Here is a 19,512-nt window from a genome sequence, read left to right as displayed (position 1 = left end):
AGAATTGATAAACTAGTTAAATCGAAAAATCTTAGTTAAAAGAAAAAAGTACTAGACAAGTTCTGGTATATTATGTATACTAATTCGTGTCGCAATCGTGACACGAATATTTATGCCGCATTGGTCAAGAGGTTAAGACGCAGCCCTCTCACGGCTGAATCTCGGGTTCGATTCCCGGATGCGGTACCAATAGTAAAAAACCTTGAGCTAGAGCTCAAGGTTTTTTTATACCCTTACACATTCACCCCACATGTTGTATCATTAAGTTATTCTATAAGAGTTACATAAAAGAGGAGATAATGATAATGGAACTAAAGGAGATGCGTAAGCTTCTCGGCTTATCGCAAGCGGCATTTGGAGAGAAATATAACATCCCAGTAAGAACAATTCAAGATTGGGAGAGTGGGCGCAGGCAAGCTCCCGTATACGTTCTTGAGCTACTAGAGCGAGCTGTGATTGAAGATTCCAAAGCTGAAGTGAATTAATAGCACACTCGCATTTCATAGGCAGTTTAACCTCATGATTTCATGTTGGTTATTAATCCTTTAAACAATAACAACAGGAACAACTAATGGACAAAAAACGAAATGATCGCATAGCAATCATAGTATCTATCGGTTTACTAGCTACAATATGGCTTATTTCAGGCCTAACAAGATATTTCAGTTCAGGAGATGTCGACACGGGCGTTGGATATTCTACCCTTAGTTACAATGTGACTGTGGATGTTAGAAATGACTATTCATACGTAGTCGTAGAGAAGATTAAGGTGAATTTCACCGACCCAAAGCACGGTATAGTTAGAAACATTCCTTTCGGCAAGGGATACAAGATCAAAGACGTATCCGTAGATGGGGATAAATATAGGATTAAGAATCTGTACAAAGCTGAGCATATGCAGATTAAAATTGGTGATAAAAAGAAGACTGTTACAGGTATTAAAGAGTACACCATCATCTATACGCTCGCTAATTACGAGCGCAAGAATAATCCGAACGATATATATGTGGATGTGCTTCCGTCGGAATGGGCAACAGATATCAAGTCGGCTTCAGTTTCTGTGAGTCTGCCACAGCATTTTCCTTATAGCGGCATGAAAGGATATAGTGGGCCACATAAAAGCACCTACAATATGTACGGGACGTGGAATTACAACAAGAAGAGAAATATAATCGAATACAACGTTCAGAATTTGCCTGCGAATAATGGCGCAACATTGCTCGTAGATACTCCAAAAGGTTACTGGTACAAAGCGCCTAGCAAGTACTGGGTGAACTATGCGACCGTAATAGTAGCAATTCTCGGCGTCATTATACTTATCGTGCTTAGGGTTTTGAACGAAAAAGAGCACCCGATTGTTGCGCCTGTTACGTTCAAGCCGCCAAAAGGTGTTCCGCCTGGAGAAATCGGATATCTGGTCGACGAAGCAGTAAATAAGAGGGATATCACATCGATGTTCTTTTACTTGGCATCCAAGGGCTATATCTCGATTGAGGAATACAAGAAGGGGAAATATCAATTCGAGAGCCTCCGGATTCCCGACGTATATGACGAACCACCGATTACCGTTACTTTTTACAAAACTATATTTGGAAGCACGAAGAAGGGCACGCTTGGCAAGGTAGTGAGCCTAGAGGAAGCGAGCAAACGCATAGGCAAAGAATGTGAACTGATTAGAAAGGTGATCGTTGAAGAGTACACTGACAACAAATCTATATTCTCTAAGAAATCGCAGAAAAATGAAGAGATTGCAGCTATCATTAGCTGCATAATAGGAGGTATGCTAATCGCACTTTCTATGTATAGAGAGTTTTACCTACCCGGCTGGCGAATTTTGATATTCGTATATGGTGGTTCGGTGATTCTTGATGCATTTTGGAGATTGCCTGTTAAGAGGATGTGTAGAGAGTATCATTTTCATAGGACGAGAAGCGGTTTAAGAAGTGTTACATCTTTTGCGTTCTGGGGAATTATCTATCTGGCGATATCATCGTTTATGTTATTGTTTTTGTACAAGATGGCGGGCGGTGAGATGACGATTTATTCTCTAGCTGCAATAGCTGTATACACATTGGCTGTACCATTGATTCTACTAGGATTCCTCAAGAGAACTAAGGATAGTGCCAAGCTTTATGGTGAGATTATCGGCTTCAAAGAATTTATCGCTACAGCAGAGGTGGATAGAATAAATGCCCTTGTTGAGGAAAATCCAGCGTATTTCTACGACGTGCTTCCGTATGCCTATGTATTTGGGCTTACCGACACCTGGGCGAAGAAGTTTGAACCTAAGACTCTAGCTGGACATATTGGATACAGTGCGTTAGGCGGAGACATGTACGACCTTATAAATATGGATATTATGATTCATCATGTTCAATCTAGTGCGTTTTCTAGAGTATCATCGGCATTGTACGCAGATGTCAGCGGCGGTCTCAGCTCTGGCGGCGGCGGATCGGTCGGTGGCGGCTCTGGTGGCGGCGGAGGCGGTGGCTGGTAAACCTTGCCTTCCAATATATACGCACTGCACCTAAATCGATTATTCCTAAGTTACAGAATGACGATTCGAAACGGCTTTAACTAATAACACTAATATACTAAAGGAGCAGCAATGCAGCAGTATTTTATATACGGCAGCCCTAGCGCTGAAACTATTGAGATAACGGACAAGGATACAATCAAGCACATGTTCCAGGTCATGAGACTTAGAGCTGGCGATGAAGTGGTTCTCGTGTTCCCAGATGGCATCAAGAGGCTTGCAGAAGTTTTAGATGCAGAGAGCAGAACTATGCGCATCGTAGAAGAGCTAGACGAAAATGTTGAGCTACCAGTTCACATTACTATCGCATGCGGTTTTCCTAAAGGCGATAAATTTGCGACCATCGCTCAGAAGGCAACCGAACTAGGAGCAACAGAGATATGCGGATTTCCAGCGGAGAGATCGATAGTGAAATGGGACGATAAGAAGCTGGCTAAATTGGCAGAAAAGCTTGATAAGGTAGTTCAGGGCGCTGCTGAGCAGAGTAAGCGCAATATAGTTCCTAGCATAAATTTTGTTGCTAACAAGAAGAGTTTTGTAGATAGCTTCGCTGATTACGATAAGGTTTTCGTAGCATACGAGGAAGCGGCAAAGGATGGAGAGAAGTCTGTTCTCGCCAATGCTCTTTCAGAAGTATCAGCTGGAGATAAGCTGCTTTTTATCTTCGGACCAGAAGGCGGAATCACAGATAAGGAAATCGACACTTTTACGCAGGCTGGGGCAGTCTGCGCAGGGCTTGGACCACGCATTATGCGTGCTGAAACAGCCCCTATGTATGTACTGTCTGCGGTGAGTTATGCGCTGGAACTGAACAAATAAGCAAGTTTGAATTGGAATATTTGTATTTAATTATATTGCAAGACTCTCGCTGGCATAATGCCCGAGAGTTTTTGCATTGCGTTTTATGCAATATATGAATCAGTATATTTGCAAAAAAAATTATAAAGTCCTACAATAGGTGTTAAAGAAGACTACTTAAGCAGTTTACGGAAGGAGGTTGTTATGACACTTAGAGAGAAAGCAACATTAGCTGCATTTAATAAAGCTGTTGATATAGGATTCAAAAAGATTAAGAAGAATCCTAGAGAAGGTATGCTTGATATCGTCGGTATTATAGATAAATATATGATGCCTAAAAGCGAACAGGAAAATAGTGGTAAGAAAGCTATCGAGAATATCAGGCGTGAGTTTGCAGATCCCAACTCAAGCTGGGTTTCATTTGCAACCGATATGGTAAACGACGTAGATGAGAATGTAATCAAACACTTTGTTTCTAACGTCGGATTCAATGCGGCATACAAGGGCAATAAAAAGAGATGCAAATTGCAGCGTGAAGAGAATTGCAATATTCCGTGGGCAATATTGTTTGATCCAACATCGGCGTGTAACCTTAAGTGCACAGGATGCTGGGCAGCCGAATATGGTCATAAGAATAACCTTAGTTATGATGAAATGGCTAGTATTATTAAGCAAGGTAATGATATTGGGACATATATGTACATTCTCACGGGTGGGGAGCCACTTGTACGCAAGGACGATATTATAAAACTTGCGGAAGAATTCAATGATAGTGAATTCCATATTTTTACGAACGGAACTCTTATTGATGAAAAGTTTTGTAAAGAAGTTCAACGTGTAGGAAATATTTCCTTTGCAATTAGCATTGAGGGTACCGAAGAGTCAACAGATTCTCGCCGTGGAAAAGGTGTGTATAAGAGAGTTATGGATTCAATGAAGTTGTTGCAGAAACATCATTTGTTATATGGAGTATCTATTTGTTATACGAGTGTAAACTACAAGTATGTAACTGACGATGAATTCATTATGATGCTTAGAGAACATGGGTGTAAACTAGCTTGGTACTTCCATTACATGCCTGTTGGTAATGATGCAGATCCAAGTTTGATGCCGACTGCGTCACAGCGTAAACATGTGATGGATAAAGTTCACATCATTAGATCTAAGGATTATGCTAATAACATGTTTGCTATTGACTTCCAAAATGACGGGGAGTACATTGGCGGATGCATCGCAGGTGGACGCAATTACTTCCATATCAATTCGGCAGGTGATATGGAACCATGCGTGTTTATACATTATTCTGATTCGAATATTCGCAAGGATACTATAATGGAAGCTCTTAAGAAACCGCTGTTCATGGCATATCACCATAATCAGCCATTTAACAGCAATCATCTAAAGCCTTGCCCAATGCTCGAGAATCCTGGCAGACTTTCCGAGATGGTAAATGATTCAGGTGCACATTCAACAGATATGATTTCACCTGAAAGTGCTGAACATCTTGAAAATAAGTGTAAACCATATGCTAAGCAATGGAATGCAACTGCCGAAGCGATTTGGAGCCATAGAAAACATAATAAGGGAGTGCATTAACAGTTTACACATCAAATATACGTGAGGATACATTGCTTTTCTAAATTGTTTCTAAAATGTTTTTTTGCAGAAAATTTTAATATACCTCTAGACAAATTATTTGAGTATGCTAAAATGCTTAAGGTTTAGATATAGTAACTCGCAGAAAGAGGTAGATAGATGGAGAGGCGAATGTTTCGCGACTTGTATCTTGAATATAATAACGTAGATTAAGACTTCGACATTGGATTTATTATTCCAATGATCGAAGTCTTTTTTTAAAATCTTTGTAGGATGTAGAAAGCAGGAAAGGTGAAAAAATGGCAAAAAGAAATGACATCAATAAAATTCTGGTTATCGGATCAGGTCCAATCGTAATCGGTCAGGCAGCAGAGTTTGACTACGCTGGCACACAGGCATGTATCGCGCTCAGGGAAGAGGGATATGAAGTGGTGCTTTGCAACTCCAATCCTGCGACTATCATGACGGATACATCTATGGCAGATAAGGTGTACATGGAACCGTTAACCCTCGAATACCTAGCAAGGATTATCAGATACGAAAGACCTGACGCTATTTTACCTGGAATCGGTGGACAGACCGGACTAAACCTTGCGATGCAGCTTGAGAAGAAGGGTGTACTTAAAGAGTGCCGTGTTGAACTCCTCGGAACCAAGAGTAATAGTATTGAACGAGCTGAAGATAGAGAGCTTTTTAAAGAACTTTGCGAAGAACTTGGAGAACCTGTAATCCAATCCGACATTGCAAATAGCGAAGAGCATGGACTTGAGATTGCAAAAGATATTGGTTTTCCTGTGGTTCTCCGCCCGGCGTTCACTCTCGGTGGCACAGGTGGTGGATTTGCATATAATGAAGAAGAATTTAAAGAACTTCTCAAACGTGCGCTCTCAATATCCCCAACCCACCAGGTATTGATTGAGAAGAGTATCAAGGGCTTCAAGGAGATAGAGTACGAGGTAATGAGAGATGGAAGTGACACAGCAATTGCAGTCTGTGATATGGAAAACCTCGATCCAGTTGGAGTACACACAGGCGACTCGATAGTAATATGCCCAACACAGACTGTAAGCAAAGAAGACAAAGAGATGCTTAAGACTAGTGCGCTTAAAATTATCCGCGCACTTCAGATAGAGGGTGGCTGCAACGTGCAGTTCGCTCTTAATCCAAATTCGTCCGAATATTATTTAATCGAGGTAAACCCAAGAGTGTCTCGTTCATCCGCACTTGCATCCAAGGCAAGTGGATATCCAATCGCAAGAATTACGGCCAAAATAGCAGTCGGTATGACACTGGATGAGATTGAGATTATAGACCAGCCAGCTTCGGTAGAACCTGCCGTTGACTATGTTGTGAGCAAGGTGTCTAGGTTCCCGTTCGACAAGTTTGCAGATGCAGATAATAAGCTAGGAACGCAGATGAAGGCTACTGGAGAAGTTATGAGCATCGGTATGAATCTCGAAGAGAGTATACTCAAAGCCGTTCGCTCCCTTGAGATTGGTGTATCTCACATCTACATGGAGAAGTTCGATACTTGGGATACTGATGAGATGAAGGAGTATATAACTGAGGGCCGCGACGATAGAATTTTTGCAATAGCAGAGCTTCTAAGAAGAGGAGTGAGTAAGTCGGAGATATGTGAACTAACCTCTATAAATGAGTATTTTATAGAGATGTTCGAGAATATTATCTCAATTGAGAACGAACTGAAAGCTAATAAAAACGACGTCGCAAGACTGAGGATAGCCAAGCAGTACGGATTTTCAGATGTTGAAATTGCAAGGCTTTGGAATGTAACAGAAGAGCAGGTATGGAAGCTACGCGAGGCAGTCGAGCTATTCCCAGAGTACAAGATGATAGATTCGTGTGCAGGATCGAAGGATGCATATGTGCCATACTTTTATTCGACCTTTGACGGAAGTGAGACCAAGATAACTAGGAATTCTGGCAAGAGGAAGATTGTAGTTCTAGGTTCGGGGCCAATCCGAATCGGGCAGGGCATTGAGTTCGATTACTCGACAGTTCAGGCGGTAAAGACTCTCCGCAGTCAGGGCTGTGAGGCTATAATCATAAATAACAACCCTGAGACAGTTTCGACAGACTACACGACTGCAGATAAGCTCTACTTTGAGCCACTTTGTGTCGAGGATGTTATGAATATCCTAAGACTCGAGAAACCAGATGGTGTAATCGTTTCGCTAGGAGGACAGACAGCTGTGAACCTTGCGAATGCTCTCGATGAAAGGGGTGTAAAGATTATCGGAACTGACTGTGCAGCAATCAACGCTGCCGAGGATAGAGATGAGTTCGATAAACTGCTCCAGAAGCTCGGTATCGCTAAGCCAGAAGGAAAAGCAGTCACTGACATAGATGAAGGTTGCGAAGTTGCTAAGGAGATAGGTTATCCGGTACTTGTTAGACCAAGCTTCGTGCTTGGCGGTAGAGCGATGAGAATTGTTGCGGACGAGACTCAGCTCAGACAGTACCTGAGAACAGCCGTGGAAATCGACGAAGATAAACCAGTGCTCGTTGACCACTATATCCGCGGGAAGGAAATCGAGGTGGATGCGATCTGCGATGGTACAGATGTATTTATCCCAGGCATCATGGAGCTCGTTGAACGTACAGGTGTTCACTCTGGAGACTCGATTAGTATCTACCCACCATGCTCCATCTCAGAGGATGTCAAGGAGACTATTAGGGATTACACAGAGAAGCTGGGTCTCGGAATAGGTATTCGCGGGCTATTCAACATCCAATTCATTGTCGATTCTTCTGAAAATGTGTATATAATCGAGGTAAATCCAAGATCCTCGAGAACCGTCCCATTCCTTTCCAAGGCTACCGGATACAACCTTGCAGATATCGCATCCAAGGTAATGCTCGGAATCAGCTTAGAGGAGCAAGGGTTCAAGGGTGTGAAGCCGCTCGAGAAGAAGAGATGGTATGTAAAGGTGCCAGCGTTCTCATTCGCAAAGCTCTCTGGAATGGATATAAGACTATCGCCTGAGATGAAATCAACTGGCGAAGCCATCGGGTATGATGATGATATGATGCGTGCTTTTTACAAGGCCATGCAGGCGGCAGGCATGAGGATGCAGAATTACGGAACGGTATTTGCATCGATCAACGACGAGTCTAAGGAGGATGCACTTCCTCTAATCAGAGGCTTCTACGATCTAGGATTCAACATCGAAGCGACAGAGGGTACGGCACAGTTCCTGAAAAATAACGGTGTTAAGACCAGAAGCTTCGAGCATACAGATAATAGTCTGGATGCAGTAATGGATGAGTTCAGACAGGGTTACGTTACTTACGTGATTAATATCGGAGATATCAGATCCGTAGATGCGAACTCCATGGGTAGTCGCATCAGAAAGTGTGCAGCTGAAAATAGCGTGACTACGCTCACTTCACTTGATACCGTGAGAGTACTGCTAAAGGCACTAGATGATATAACATTTAAGGTGTCCACAATCGATGCTTAGTGTTATAATTAGTTATTATTCAAGCAGAGGAGGGAGCTATGAACATAAGAGAGTGTGTAAAGATGAGACACTCCGTGCGTGCTTACGAGGATAGGCCTATTGACACGAAGGCGGTAGAAGACCTCAAGGTCATGATTCAGCAGTGTAACCGCGAGGGAGACATGCATTTCCAGCTTATACAGGATGAGCCAAAGGCGTTCTCGAGTTTACTTGCAAAATACGGAAAATTTTCTAACGTCAAAAATTACATCACCGTAGTCGGCAGGAGGCGCGATGACCTCGATGACAAGGCGGGGTACTACGGTGAGAAGTTAGTGATTCGCTGCATGCAACATGGGTTAAACACTTGCTGGGTCGGCGGAACGTACAAGAAGGTCAAGGAGGTCATCGACGTTGGGCACGATGAGAAGATAGTTGCCGTAATCGCTCTTGGATATGGACAGACTATGGGGTCTATCAGAAAATCTAAGAAGCCAGAGGATGTGTTCGATGGCAAGTCTTCAAGGATCTCAAGATACGAGGACACACCTGAGTGGTTCAAGAAGGGTGTAGAGATGGCGCTTTTAGCACCTACAGCCATGAATAGGCAGAAATTTACTTTTGCGATAAGTGGGGATAGAGTCAAGATAAAATCAGGATTTGGAAAGTTCACTAAGCTCGATGTTGGTATAGTGAAGTACCATTTCGAAATTGGAGCATCGCCAAAGGAGTTCGTTTGGGCATAGTGATACGCGCATATGTTGCAATTCGAAATATAATTAAGTGCATCAAAAATCTAATGCTTCTAACCGCATGATACATTAGTTATAGGATAGGATTATGAACGATATACATGAGATTCGCAAGATTGCCGTCATTAAATCTGCATTCAAGCAGAAGTACGGTATACCGAGGCAGCCGAGGCTCGTACAAGGTCTGAAGTCGGAGATAGTCTTCGGCGACGAATTTAATAATCCAGACGCTGTGAGAGGACTCGAAGAGTTCTCTCACATTTGGCTAATTTGGGGATTCTCACGTAACAAGATAGATATGAATGTGAAGAACCCAGCGTGGAAACCGACTGTGAGACCCCCTCGACTTGGCGGAGATATACGTAAGGGGGTATTTGCCACAAGGTCGCCATATAGACCGAACTCACTTGGCATGTCCGCAGTTAAGCTACTTGAGATAAGAAATGTGAGTGGTAAGCTCAGCCTTATCGTTGAAGGAGCAGATCTCCTTGACGGAACGCCTATATACGACATCAAGCCGTATGTCCCATATAGTGATATCATCACAGATGCAGATAAAGGGTTTGCACATGGTGTCGACACTGCGATAGATGTGGAATTTCCAGAGAATTTACTTTCAAAAGTAGATGAAGAGTTTCGCGCGCCACTCATGAGGATTCTTGAACTTGATCCACGTGATGCATATGATAGAGAATCTGTAAAGCCTTGTAAGATGGCGTTTGCAAACGTGGATATAGAGTTTGAGTTTCAAGGCGGAAAGTTGGTTGTCACATCGGTGAAGAAGCTTTAAAGCCACTGATAAAATCATTTAATGTCGAATTAAAGCAAGTAAATAGAACAGAAAATAGAATAATGATAAGAGAAACAGATAGATCATTTTGATAGATAAGAACATGGATAACGACAAGATTATTACAGCGCGAATAGAGGATAAGCTAGAGCAGGCTGAACGCGGTAGCTACATTACCACGACAGGTTTTCTCAACATGCACGAACAGTCGCTTGCCATGCGCGTAGTCAGGGGGAGGAATGACGTCAAATCATTTTTCTACGGTGGCTACGAGGATGCCGAGAGGGGAATTCTCATGTTCGTTCCGGATGTCTATGCAGATACTCTCGAGGAAGCGCTGGAGATGATTTCCCCACTCTCGGTGCTCCATATCAAGGCTTCTCCTGGTGGCAGAAAGCTCACACACAGGGACTATCTCGGTTCTGTTCTATCGCTCGGACTCGATAGGTCTGTGATCGGTGATATCCTGGTAAATGATAAAGGTGCTGACATGATTATAAATTCAGAAATCGTAGATTTTCTTCTATCCGAATTTCACAGCGCAGGTCATACAAATCTCCAGATCACGGCCTCTGAGATATGCAATCTGAAAGTCCCCGAGCAGATGGTGAAATCGGTTAGAGATACGCTCTCTTCACCAAGACTGGATAACGTCGTGTCAGCAGCATTTCATGTCTCTCGAAGTGAAGCGGTGAGAGCCATAAAGGGTGGCATCGTATTTGTAAATCACGATGAAGTAACCAAGATAGATAAGCGTATAGATGAAGGCAACACGATAGTTCTACGCGGCAAGGGAAAGGCAGTGCTCACAGAATTCTCTGGACTCTCCAAGAAGGGGAGAATCTGGGCTGAGTTTAAGGTGTTCATTTAGGTAGCATGGAAAATAAACTGTAAGCGTCATAGTAATGAACCATGCATAATGGGGATCGAAATGGAAATCAAACCTAGCGGAGATTACGCTTTTAGAAACATAAGTCATTGATACTATCAGGTAGCTGTTTGAACTAGTTTCTCGCTAGTGTTACAATCAAAATGTAATATATTTTTCTAAATAATAATTTCATCGGAGGTAGACAAATGTTTGAATATACCGATATCAAGACTGCTCCTGTAGCTCTCGGACCATATTCACAGGCAGTGATGGCAGGAAATACACTTTATGCTTCTGGCGCAATCGGAATCGACCCTGAGACAGGAAAGTTTGTAGGCGAAGATGTGCAGAGCCAGTGCGAGCAGGCTTGTAAAAATGTAGGAGAGATTCTTAAGGCTAATGGCATGACTTACGATAACGTAGTTAAGACCACTTGCTATATCCTCGATATGACAGAGTTCAAGGATTTCAATGAAGTGTATGCTAAGTATTTCACTTCAAAACCAGCTAGATCCTGTGTTGCAATCACAGCACTTCCAGCAGGAGCACTCTGTGAAGTGGAAATTATTGCAGTAAAGTAAAATCTACGAAATAAAAAACTGTGACGAAAACCCATATTGAAATTTTCAATAGCTGGAAATTCACTAATTTCGGAGCAGTAACTATGATAATCGACTGAATTTGAGTAGCTGTAACATAAGTGATCGCCTGCAAATGCTTGCTGGCGGTCATTTTATTTGCAACTCCTATCAATCAGAATGGAAATTTCATGTATAATAGCCATTATGAAAGGACGGACTTATGAACAACATTAAGGTTATTAGATTTGATAATTTGCACGATATAGAGTTACCTCATGTGTTCGAGTGTGGACAGTGTTTTCGCTGGAATGAGTGCGAGGATGGTTCATACATAGGTGTTACAGGAGGCTATGCTGCACACGTTTCGCTTGAGCATTATGATGATTCGTGCGCACTCATAATTGAGTGCACAGGCGGAAGTGAGGAGTACTGGCATAGATATTTCGATTTGGATACGGACTACAGTGCTATGAAGAAGACTCTTCTAAGGGGCGAACCTAAGCTAGCAAGGTCAATTGACATATGCCACGGTATCAGAATACTCAATCAGGACTACTGGGAGGTGCTAATTTCCTTTATAGTCTCACAGAACAACAATATTCCAAGGATTAAGAAATGCATCGAGTCGTTAGCGAAGAATTACGGCACAGAGATAGGTGAATTCATGGGTGAGGTGAGATACGCATTTCCGACACCTGATCAACTATCTAAGGCCACGCTTGGAGAACTTGCAGACCTGAAACTCGGGTACAGGAATGCCTACATCGTATCGGCACCTAAGCACTTTGCGGAGCAAGGTATACCGACGGGAACGACGGAAGAGAAGCACAAAGCGCTACTATCATATTTAGGCGTCGGACCTAAGGTTGCGAACTGCATATTGCTATTTGGATTAAGAGACTTTACTGCATTTCCTATAGATATCTGGATGAAGAAGATAATGGTTGACCTCTATGGTTTTGACATAAAGGATATCAAAGGCATGCAGAAGTTTGCAGACGAGCACTTCGGAGATTTAGGAGGCATCGCGCAGCAATATCTGTTCTATTACTATAGAAGCATGAAGTGAAGATATTTTCACATTTAATTCATAGTGCCGTGTTGACAACATATGAGGTGCTGAGTAAAATTATGTTATAGAGCTTAGCACTCTTAATAATTGAGTGCTAACAATATGAATAAGACTTATGATTAGGAGGTTACAAATGAGTATAGGAATAAAGCCACTAGGTGCAAGAGTCGTAATTAAACGTAGTGAAGCACTTGAGAAGACGGAAGGCGGTCTGATACTTTCGGCAAGTGCCAAGGAGAAGCCACAGGAGGCTGAGGTCCTCGCAGTAGGTCCAGGAACTGAAGACGAGAAGATGGAAGTAAAGGTTGGAGATAAGGTTATATTCTCAAAGTACGGCGGCACAGAGCTCAAGTACGGTGGTGAGGATTATATCATCTTGAGCCAGAAGGATATCTTGGCAGTAATCGAGTAATTGCTTAGCCTCTACAGAGGTATAGTTACACACTGCAAAGAGAGACAGATATGCATAATATTGCAAAGACAGTAGTTTAAATCTAATCACGCACCTTGATTGGTGCATATATATAGGAGGAAGCTAAAATGGCAAAGGATTTACATTATGGAGAGGAGTCAAGAAGAAAACTCCTCGCAGGCGTAGATAAGCTTGCAGATACGGTTAAAATTACACTTGGACCTAAAGGCAGAAATGTTCTCATCGAGAGATCATATGGATCTCCGCTTATTACTAACGACGGAGTTTCAATCGCTAAGGAGATTGAGCTCGAAGATCAGGTTGAGAACATGGGTGCTCAACTGGTTAAGGAAGTTGCTACCAAGACTAACGATGTAGCAGGTGATGGAACTACTACAGCTACACTGCTAACACAGGCAATCGTTCGCGAGGGCTTCAAGAACGTAACTGCTGGTGCTAATCCAATGGTTCTCAAGAAGGGAATCAGCGGTGCTGTAGAGGTTGCAGTTGAGTACCTCAAGAACAGTGCAGTTAAGGTAGATGACAAGGAGAGCGTAGCTCAGGTCGCTTCTGTTTCAGCAGGAGATAGAGAGATTGGAGAGCTCATCTCAGAGGCTATGGAGAAGGTAGGAACTGACGGAGTAATAACAGTCGAAGAATCTAGATCTCTCGGCACTACACTAGATGTAGTTGAGGGTATGCAGTTCGATAGAGGATACCTGTCACCATATATGGCAGCTAATTCTGAGAAGATGGAAGCAGTTCTCGATAACCCATATATCCTTCTTACAGACAAGAAGATTTCCAACATCCAGGACCTAGTTCCACTTCTTGAGGACATCATGAAGTCCGGTAAGAAGTTGCTCATCGTTGCAGATGACGTAGATGGCGAGGCGCTCGCAACACTCGTTGTTAACAAGTTAAGAGGAACTCTTGATGTAGTGGCTGTAAAGGCCCCTGGATTTGGCGACAGAAGAAAGGCTATGATGGAGGATATCGCAATCCTCACAGGCGGTACTGTTATCAGCGAGGAGCTAGGATACGAGCTTAAGGAAGCTACAGTGGACATGCTCGGTAAGGCTGGAACTGTTAAGGTTAATAAGGATCATACAGTAATCGTTAACGGTGCTGGAAATAAGGCTGAAATCGAAGAGAGAGTTGAGAAAATCAAGGGAGAGATCGAGGATTCGACTTCTGATTTCGACAGAGAGAAGCTACAGGAGAGACTTGCTAAGCTAGTTGGCGGAGTTGCAGTTATCAATGCTGGAGCTGCCACAGAGACAGAGTTAAAGGAGAAGAAGCTCAGACTTGAGGATGCTCTCAATGCTACAAGGGCAGCTGTTGAGGAAGGCATCGTTGCAGGTGGTGGTACATCGCTTATCTGTGCAATCGATAAGGTATCTGAGTATGCTGAGAGCCTAGAAGGAGATATGAAGACTGGTGCTAGAATCGTAGTCAGAGCACTAGAGGAGCCAGTTAGACAGATTGCTGAGAACGCTGGATTTGAAGGTAGCGTAATTGTTGCTAAGGTTAAGGAGTCCAAGAAGGGCGTAGGATTTAATGCAGCAACAGAGGCGTACGTAGACATGATTGAAGCTGGTATCGTTGACCCGGTTAAGGTTACTAGATCTGCGCTTCAGAACGCTTCAAGTGTAGCAGGTATGCTTCTCACTACTGAAGCTGGAATTTCTGAGATTAAGGAAGATTTGCCAGCTGCACCTGCAATGCCTGCAGGCGGCGGAATGGGCATGATGTAATAGGCAAAGGATATGGCAGCAAGAGCATCATCAAAGACAGATAGAGCAATAGCTGGACGCCTTACTGTCAGTCCGCTTTTTGAGAATATGACGGTAGATGACGTGCACAACTGCTTCACATGCAGTGGTGCACTCTGCCTCTCATTCAAGAAGGGAGACATGATATTCACTGAAGAGGATGAACCAACCAAGCTCCACATTCTCCTAGATGGCGGTGTACGAATCGGTTATGATTCCTTCGACGGCAACAGGAGAGTTATCGGAAACTTTACAGATACTGGTGAGGTGTTTGGAGATATACTGCTATTTCTCGGCAAAGAGAAGTACGGTGTATTTGCTCAGGCTACTTGTGATACCAAGGTCATTGCATTGCCACGAGAGTTCATGGCGGAAACCTGTGGAAGCGGCTGTGGATATCATAATCAGCTGATCAATAATATGCTGATGAGCTTTGCGAGGAATGCCTACGCGCTAAATATGAGGCTGAGGATACTATCCTGTCCGACTCTCCGTCAGAAGATCGCCAAGATGTTACTCATCTACAACGATAGAGATATGAACAAGCCAATCAATATGACGAGAGAAGGTTTAGCGGAGTTCCTAGGTGTGACGAGACCATCAGTTTCAAGGGAGCTGATGAAGATGCAGGACGATGGTTTGATCGAGATAAAGGGTCGCAAGATATATGTCCTTGACCCTGCGGAAATCGAGGCGCTCAACTAATACACCCAGCATATTGGGCGTGCAATTTAATAAGAATAAAGTAATTGATATGGACACGATGTATTAATTCAAAAACAAAAATTAAAAGATAGAATTGTAACATTAGTTACAGATTCTATCTTTTTTTAATGATATGCTTGAGCCATAAATTAAAGCAAACAATTGATTAAAGACAAAAATGAACGTTATATAAGAGTTGAAAGGAGAAACACATGGAAAACCGTATGTTTTGTTATCAGTGCCAGGAGACAGCAAAGGGCACAGGATGTACTATGAGAGGTGTTTGCGGCAAGCTTCCTGAGACAGCAGGATTACAGGATCTGCTCGTATACGTAACTAAGGGACTTTCTGCAGTGACTACACAGCTAAGAGCTGAGGGTAAGGAAGTAAGCGAGCAGGTAAATCACCTAGTGTCGTTAAACCTATTCACAACTATCACAAATGCTAACTTTGATGACGAAGCAATCACAGCTAAGATCGTTGAGACACTAACATGTAAGGAGCAGCTACTAAAGCAGCTTGACGATACAAGCAAGCTTCCTGAGGCTGCAAAGTGGAATGGCTGCGTTGGTGAGTTCGCTGCAAAGGCTGCAAGCCCAGAGGTTGGCGTTCTATCCACTGAGAACGAGGATGTTAGATCTCTAAGAGAGCTCATCACTTATGGACTAAAGGGACTTTCCGCTTATAGCAAGCACGCAAACGCTCTGCTTAAGGACAACGTCGAGGTTGATGCTTTCATGCAGAAGGCTCTAGCACTTACACTGGACGATTCTCTATCAATAGATGACCTAGTTGCACTTACACTAGAGACAGGTAAGTACGGTGTAGATGGTATGGCTCTACTTGACGAGGCAAATACATCTGCTTACGGAAACCCAGAGATCACAAAGGTAGATCTCGGTGTTAGAAAGAACCCAGGAATCCTGATTTCAGGTCACGACCTAAAGGACCTCGAGATGCTTCTAGAGCAGACAGAGGGAACAGGCGTAGATGTATATACACACTCTGAGATGCTCGCAGGTCAGTATTACCCAGCATTCAAGAAGTACGAGCACTTCGCTGGTAACTACGGAAATGCATGGTGGAAGCAGAAGGAAGAGTTCGAGACATTCAACGGACCTATCCTGATGACTACAAACTGCATCGTGCCACCAGCAGATAGCTACAAGGATAGACTATTTACAACAGGTGCAGCAGGATACCCAGGATGCAAGCACATCGACGGCAAGTATGGTGAGACTAAGGACTTCTCCGAAATCATCGAGCTAGCTAAGAAGTGCCCAGCGCCAACAGAGATTGAGACAGGAGAGATCGTAGGTGGATTTGCACACGAGCAGGTATTTGCACTAGCAGATACAGTAGTTGAGGCAGTTAAGTCTGGAGCAATCAAGAAGTTCTTCGTAATGGCTGGCTGCGACGGCAGAATGAAGTCTAGAAACTACTACACAGATTTTGCAAAGGCTCTACCTAAGGATACAGTAATCCTCACAGCAGGATGCGCTAAGTACAAGTACAACAAGCTAGACCTTGGAGACATCGGTGGAATTCCACGTGTGCTCGACGCAGGACAGTGCAACGACTCATATTCACTAGCATTGATCGCACTCAAGCTCAAGGAAGTATTTGGACTAGATGACGTTAACGAGCTACCAATCGCTTACAACATCGCTTGGTATGAGCAGAAGGCTGTAATCGTACTTCTCGCACTTCTATACCTCGGTGTTAAGAACATCCACCTAGGACCAACGCTACCAGGATTCCTCTCGCCAAACGTTGCAAACGTACTTGTTGAGAACTTCGGAATCGCAGGAATCGGAACAGTAGACGACGATATCGAGCTATTCCTTGGAAAATAGGAGGTAACGATGAGTTTATTTCTAGGACCTATACATCAGTGGCTATATGACAAGATTATATTTCAGGATGACCTCACAGATGCTCTGATCGATGCTGGAAAGGCAGAGGGCTGGAGCGAGCTAACAGAGGAGCTTGCAAATGAGTGTCACAGCTACGATAGACGTCCGCTTGAAGAGGCGGTTGACCCTGACAACATTCACGGCAGCCTTCAGGCAAGAATTGCAGATGCAGAGTGCAGATATGCGAAGCTGGTTAAGACTATCGCAGCAGCAAACCCTGCAAGAGTAGAGGATCTAAAGCAGGCAGCTAGACGCTTCGGCGAGCTAAATGCGGTACCAGCTGGAACTAAGCCAGATGTAGCTTTCGGATACCTTAACAACACACTGCTCGATGGCATGCCTTGTGACAATGTAAATGAAATGATCAGCCAGACAGACGACTCCATCACATGGAGGCGCAACATGGACATTCACGCTCAGCACTGGGCTAATGAAGAGGATGAACTCTACTATGTGCTCAGAACAGAACTAGTCAAGGGAATGTTCGAACCTGCAGGCCTCACATATGAGGAGCCTCAGGAGGGAACTTACGAGATTAGAGCGTAGTCACCAAACAGTGATTACAGATAAAACTTAAATCATAGAGTGGTGACCGGGCAATTCGCTCGGTCACAGCTTTTTTATTATATTTTACGCTCCAACCACTACCGAAAACCGCCCCATTGTGCTATAATTTTCAATTAATATCTTTAATTACAATTTGATTTTTATATAGAAAGAGAGAGGTGCAAAATGGCAATCGTTCTAACAGAACCATCAAGAACATTTAGCGAGTACCTTCTAGTGCCTGGATATTCTAGCGCAGATGCTAGGCCTGAGAATGTGTCGCTCGCGACTCCTATTACTAAATTCAAGAAAGGCGAGGAGCCTAAGATCAAGGCGAATATTCCACTTGTTTCCGCAGTGATGCAGGCAGTTTCTGATGATGGGATGGCGGTTGCATTAGCGAAGGAGGGTGGAATTTCTTTCATCTTCGGTTCCCAGTCAATCGAAAACCAGGCAGCAATGGTCAAGAAGGTTAAGTCTTATAAAGCAGGCTTTGTACCTAGTGATACTAATGTAAAACCTGACAGTACACTTGCTGATGTCTTAGAAATTAAGAAGAACTCCGGACACTCGACAGTGGCGGTTACGGATGACGGAACAGGCCACGGCAAGCTAGTCGGCCTCGTTACAAGCAAGGACTACAGAGTGAGCAGACTCAGCACAGACACTAAGGTTTCTGAGTTTATGACACCTCTCGAGAACCTCGTGTACGGCAATGCTGGAATCACTCTATCCGAGGCAAACGACATCATCTGGGAGAACAAGGTTAACCAGCTGCCAATCGTAGACAAGGACGGATGCCTGGTAGCATTTGTATTTAGAAAGGACTATGATTCCCACAAACAGAATCCAAACGAGCTACTCGACGACAACAAGAGCTTCATCGTAGGTGCAGGAATCAACACTCGTGACTACGAGGAGAGAATCCCTGCGCTCGTAGATGCTGGCGTAGACGTGCTCACAATCGATTCATCCGAGGGATATTCAGAGTGGCAGGCAAGAACACTCAAGTGGGTTAAGGAAAAGTACGGCGACACAGTTAAAATCGGTGCCGGTAACGTCGTTGACAAGGAAGGATTTGAGTTCCTCGCAAAGAGCGGCGCAGACTTCATCAAGGTTGGAATCGGCGGCGGATCCATCTGTATCACTAGAGAGCAGAAGGGAATCGGACGCGGACAGGCATCTGCAGTGCTCGAGGTTGCAGCAGCAAGAGACGAGTGGCTCGAGAAAACAGGTGAGTATATTCCAATCTGCTCCGACGGCGGAATCGTGTATGACTACCATATGACACTAGCACTCGCTATGGGCGCGGACTTCATCATGCTGGGAAGATACTTTGCAAGATTCGACGAGTCACCATCTGCTAAGGTTATGGTAAATGGCAACTACATGAAGGAGTACTGGGGCGAAGGTTCTGCAAGAGCCCGTAACTGGCAGAGATATGACCTCGGCGGCGAAGGTAAGCTCAAGTTCGAGGAGGGTGTTGACTCCTACGTTCCATATGCAGGATCGCTACATGATAACGTAAACCTCTCTCTGGAGAAGGTTAAATCGACAATGTGTAACTGCGGAGTTCTATCGATTCCAGAGCTACAGCATAATTCCAAGCTCACACTAGTATCGGCGACAAGTATCATCGAGGGCGGAGCGCACGATGTTGTACTCAAAGACAACAGCGTAGCAACGGTAAGACGTTAG

The 19,512-nt window shown here is 43.8% G+C and carries 16 protein-coding genes and 1 tRNA gene; all 17 read left to right on the top strand.

Annotated elements, in window-relative coordinates:
• The first annotated feature begins 114 nt into the window (after window positions 1-114).
• The 17 genes from QU661_RS05965 to QU661_RS05885 all read left to right on the top strand — a co-directional run bounded on the left by QU661_RS05965 (window position 115) and on the right by QU661_RS05885 (window position 19,512).
• A tRNA-Glu gene (locus QU661_RS05965) sits at window positions 115-189 on the top strand.
• 116 nt (window positions 190-305) lie between these two features.
• Window positions 306-485 (top strand): helix-turn-helix domain-containing protein, encoded by a 180-nt coding sequence (locus QU661_RS05960; RefSeq protein WP_273280600.1) that lies wholly within the window; start codon window positions 306-308, stop codon window positions 483-485.
• An 86-nt stretch (window positions 486-571) separates the two neighbouring features.
• Window positions 572-2,497, top strand: a complete 1,926-nt coding sequence (locus QU661_RS05955) for a DUF2207 domain-containing protein (RefSeq protein ID WP_304989343.1) — start codon at window positions 572-574, stop codon at window positions 2,495-2,497.
• Between the two features lie 111 nt (window positions 2,498-2,608).
• Complete coding sequence (locus QU661_RS05950) at window positions 2,609-3,355, top strand: 16S rRNA (uracil(1498)-N(3))-methyltransferase (protein WP_304989342.1); 747 nt, start codon at window positions 2,609-2,611, stop codon at window positions 3,353-3,355.
• 183 nt (window positions 3,356-3,538) lie between these two features.
• Complete coding sequence (locus QU661_RS05945) at window positions 3,539-4,930, top strand: radical SAM/SPASM domain-containing protein (protein WP_304989341.1); 1,392 nt, start codon at window positions 3,539-3,541, stop codon at window positions 4,928-4,930.
• A 299-nt stretch (window positions 4,931-5,229) separates the two neighbouring features.
• The gene (carB, locus tag QU661_RS05940; protein ID WP_304989340.1) at window positions 5,230-8,415 is read left to right on the top strand and encodes a carbamoyl-phosphate synthase large subunit; all 3,186 of its coding nucleotides are present in this window, start codon (window positions 5,230-5,232) and stop codon (window positions 8,413-8,415) included.
• A gap of 38 nt (window positions 8,416-8,453) precedes the next feature.
• Entirely contained in the window at window positions 8,454-9,140 is a 687-nt protein-coding gene (locus tag QU661_RS05935; protein WP_304989339.1) for a nitroreductase family protein, read from the top strand.
• A 94-nt stretch (window positions 9,141-9,234) separates the two neighbouring features.
• Window positions 9,235-9,936 (top strand): tRNA (N6-threonylcarbamoyladenosine(37)-N6)-methyltransferase TrmO, encoded by a 702-nt coding sequence (tsaA, locus tag QU661_RS05930; protein WP_304989338.1) that lies wholly within the window; start codon window positions 9,235-9,237, stop codon window positions 9,934-9,936.
• 88 nt (window positions 9,937-10,024) lie between these two features.
• On the top strand, window positions 10,025-10,807 hold the full coding sequence (locus tag QU661_RS05925; protein ID WP_304989337.1) for a YlmH family RNA-binding protein: 783 nt from the start codon (window positions 10,025-10,027) through the stop codon (window positions 10,805-10,807).
• Window positions 10,808-11,013: 206 nt separating this feature from the next.
• On the top strand, window positions 11,014-11,388 hold the full coding sequence (locus tag QU661_RS05920) for a Rid family detoxifying hydrolase (protein WP_304989336.1): 375 nt from the start codon (window positions 11,014-11,016) through the stop codon (window positions 11,386-11,388).
• A 220-nt stretch (window positions 11,389-11,608) separates the two neighbouring features.
• Window positions 11,609-12,457: a DNA-3-methyladenine glycosylase family protein gene (locus QU661_RS05915; RefSeq protein WP_304989335.1), complete on the top strand. Its 849-nt coding sequence runs from the start codon at window positions 11,609-11,611 to the stop codon at window positions 12,455-12,457.
• Window positions 12,458-12,599: 142 nt separating this feature from the next.
• The gene (locus QU661_RS05910; RefSeq protein ID WP_304990467.1) at window positions 12,600-12,872 is read left to right on the top strand and encodes a co-chaperone GroES; all 273 of its coding nucleotides are present in this window, start codon (window positions 12,600-12,602) and stop codon (window positions 12,870-12,872) included.
• A 128-nt stretch (window positions 12,873-13,000) separates the two neighbouring features.
• Window positions 13,001-14,629 carry a chaperonin GroEL gene (gene groL / locus QU661_RS05905; RefSeq protein ID WP_304989334.1) on the top strand — a complete coding sequence of 543 codons (1,629 nt, stop codon included), beginning with the start codon at window positions 13,001-13,003 and terminating at the stop codon, window positions 14,627-14,629.
• Window positions 14,630-14,641: 12 nt separating this feature from the next.
• On the top strand, window positions 14,642-15,352 hold the full coding sequence (locus QU661_RS05900; RefSeq protein WP_304989333.1) for a Crp/Fnr family transcriptional regulator: 711 nt from the start codon (window positions 14,642-14,644) through the stop codon (window positions 15,350-15,352).
• Window positions 15,353-15,564: 212 nt separating this feature from the next.
• The gene (gene hcp, locus QU661_RS05895; RefSeq protein ID WP_304989332.1) at window positions 15,565-17,208 is read left to right on the top strand and encodes a hydroxylamine reductase; all 1,644 of its coding nucleotides are present in this window, start codon (window positions 15,565-15,567) and stop codon (window positions 17,206-17,208) included.
• A 9-nt stretch (window positions 17,209-17,217) separates the two neighbouring features.
• Window positions 17,218-17,814, top strand: coding sequence for a hypothetical protein (locus tag QU661_RS05890; protein WP_304989331.1), 597 nt, complete (start codon window positions 17,218-17,220; stop codon window positions 17,812-17,814).
• 186 nt (window positions 17,815-18,000) lie between these two features.
• Window positions 18,001-19,512: an IMP dehydrogenase gene (locus QU661_RS05885; RefSeq protein WP_304989330.1), complete on the top strand. Its 1,512-nt coding sequence runs from the start codon at window positions 18,001-18,003 to the stop codon at window positions 19,510-19,512.

This window comes from Mogibacterium neglectum (assembly GCF_030644205.1).
GTDB classification, from domain to species: Bacteria; Bacillota; Clostridia; order Peptostreptococcales; family Anaerovoracaceae; genus Mogibacterium; species Mogibacterium neglectum.
Note: the sequence above shows the minus strand (reverse complement) of the source record. Positions and strands in the feature narration are given on the sequence as shown.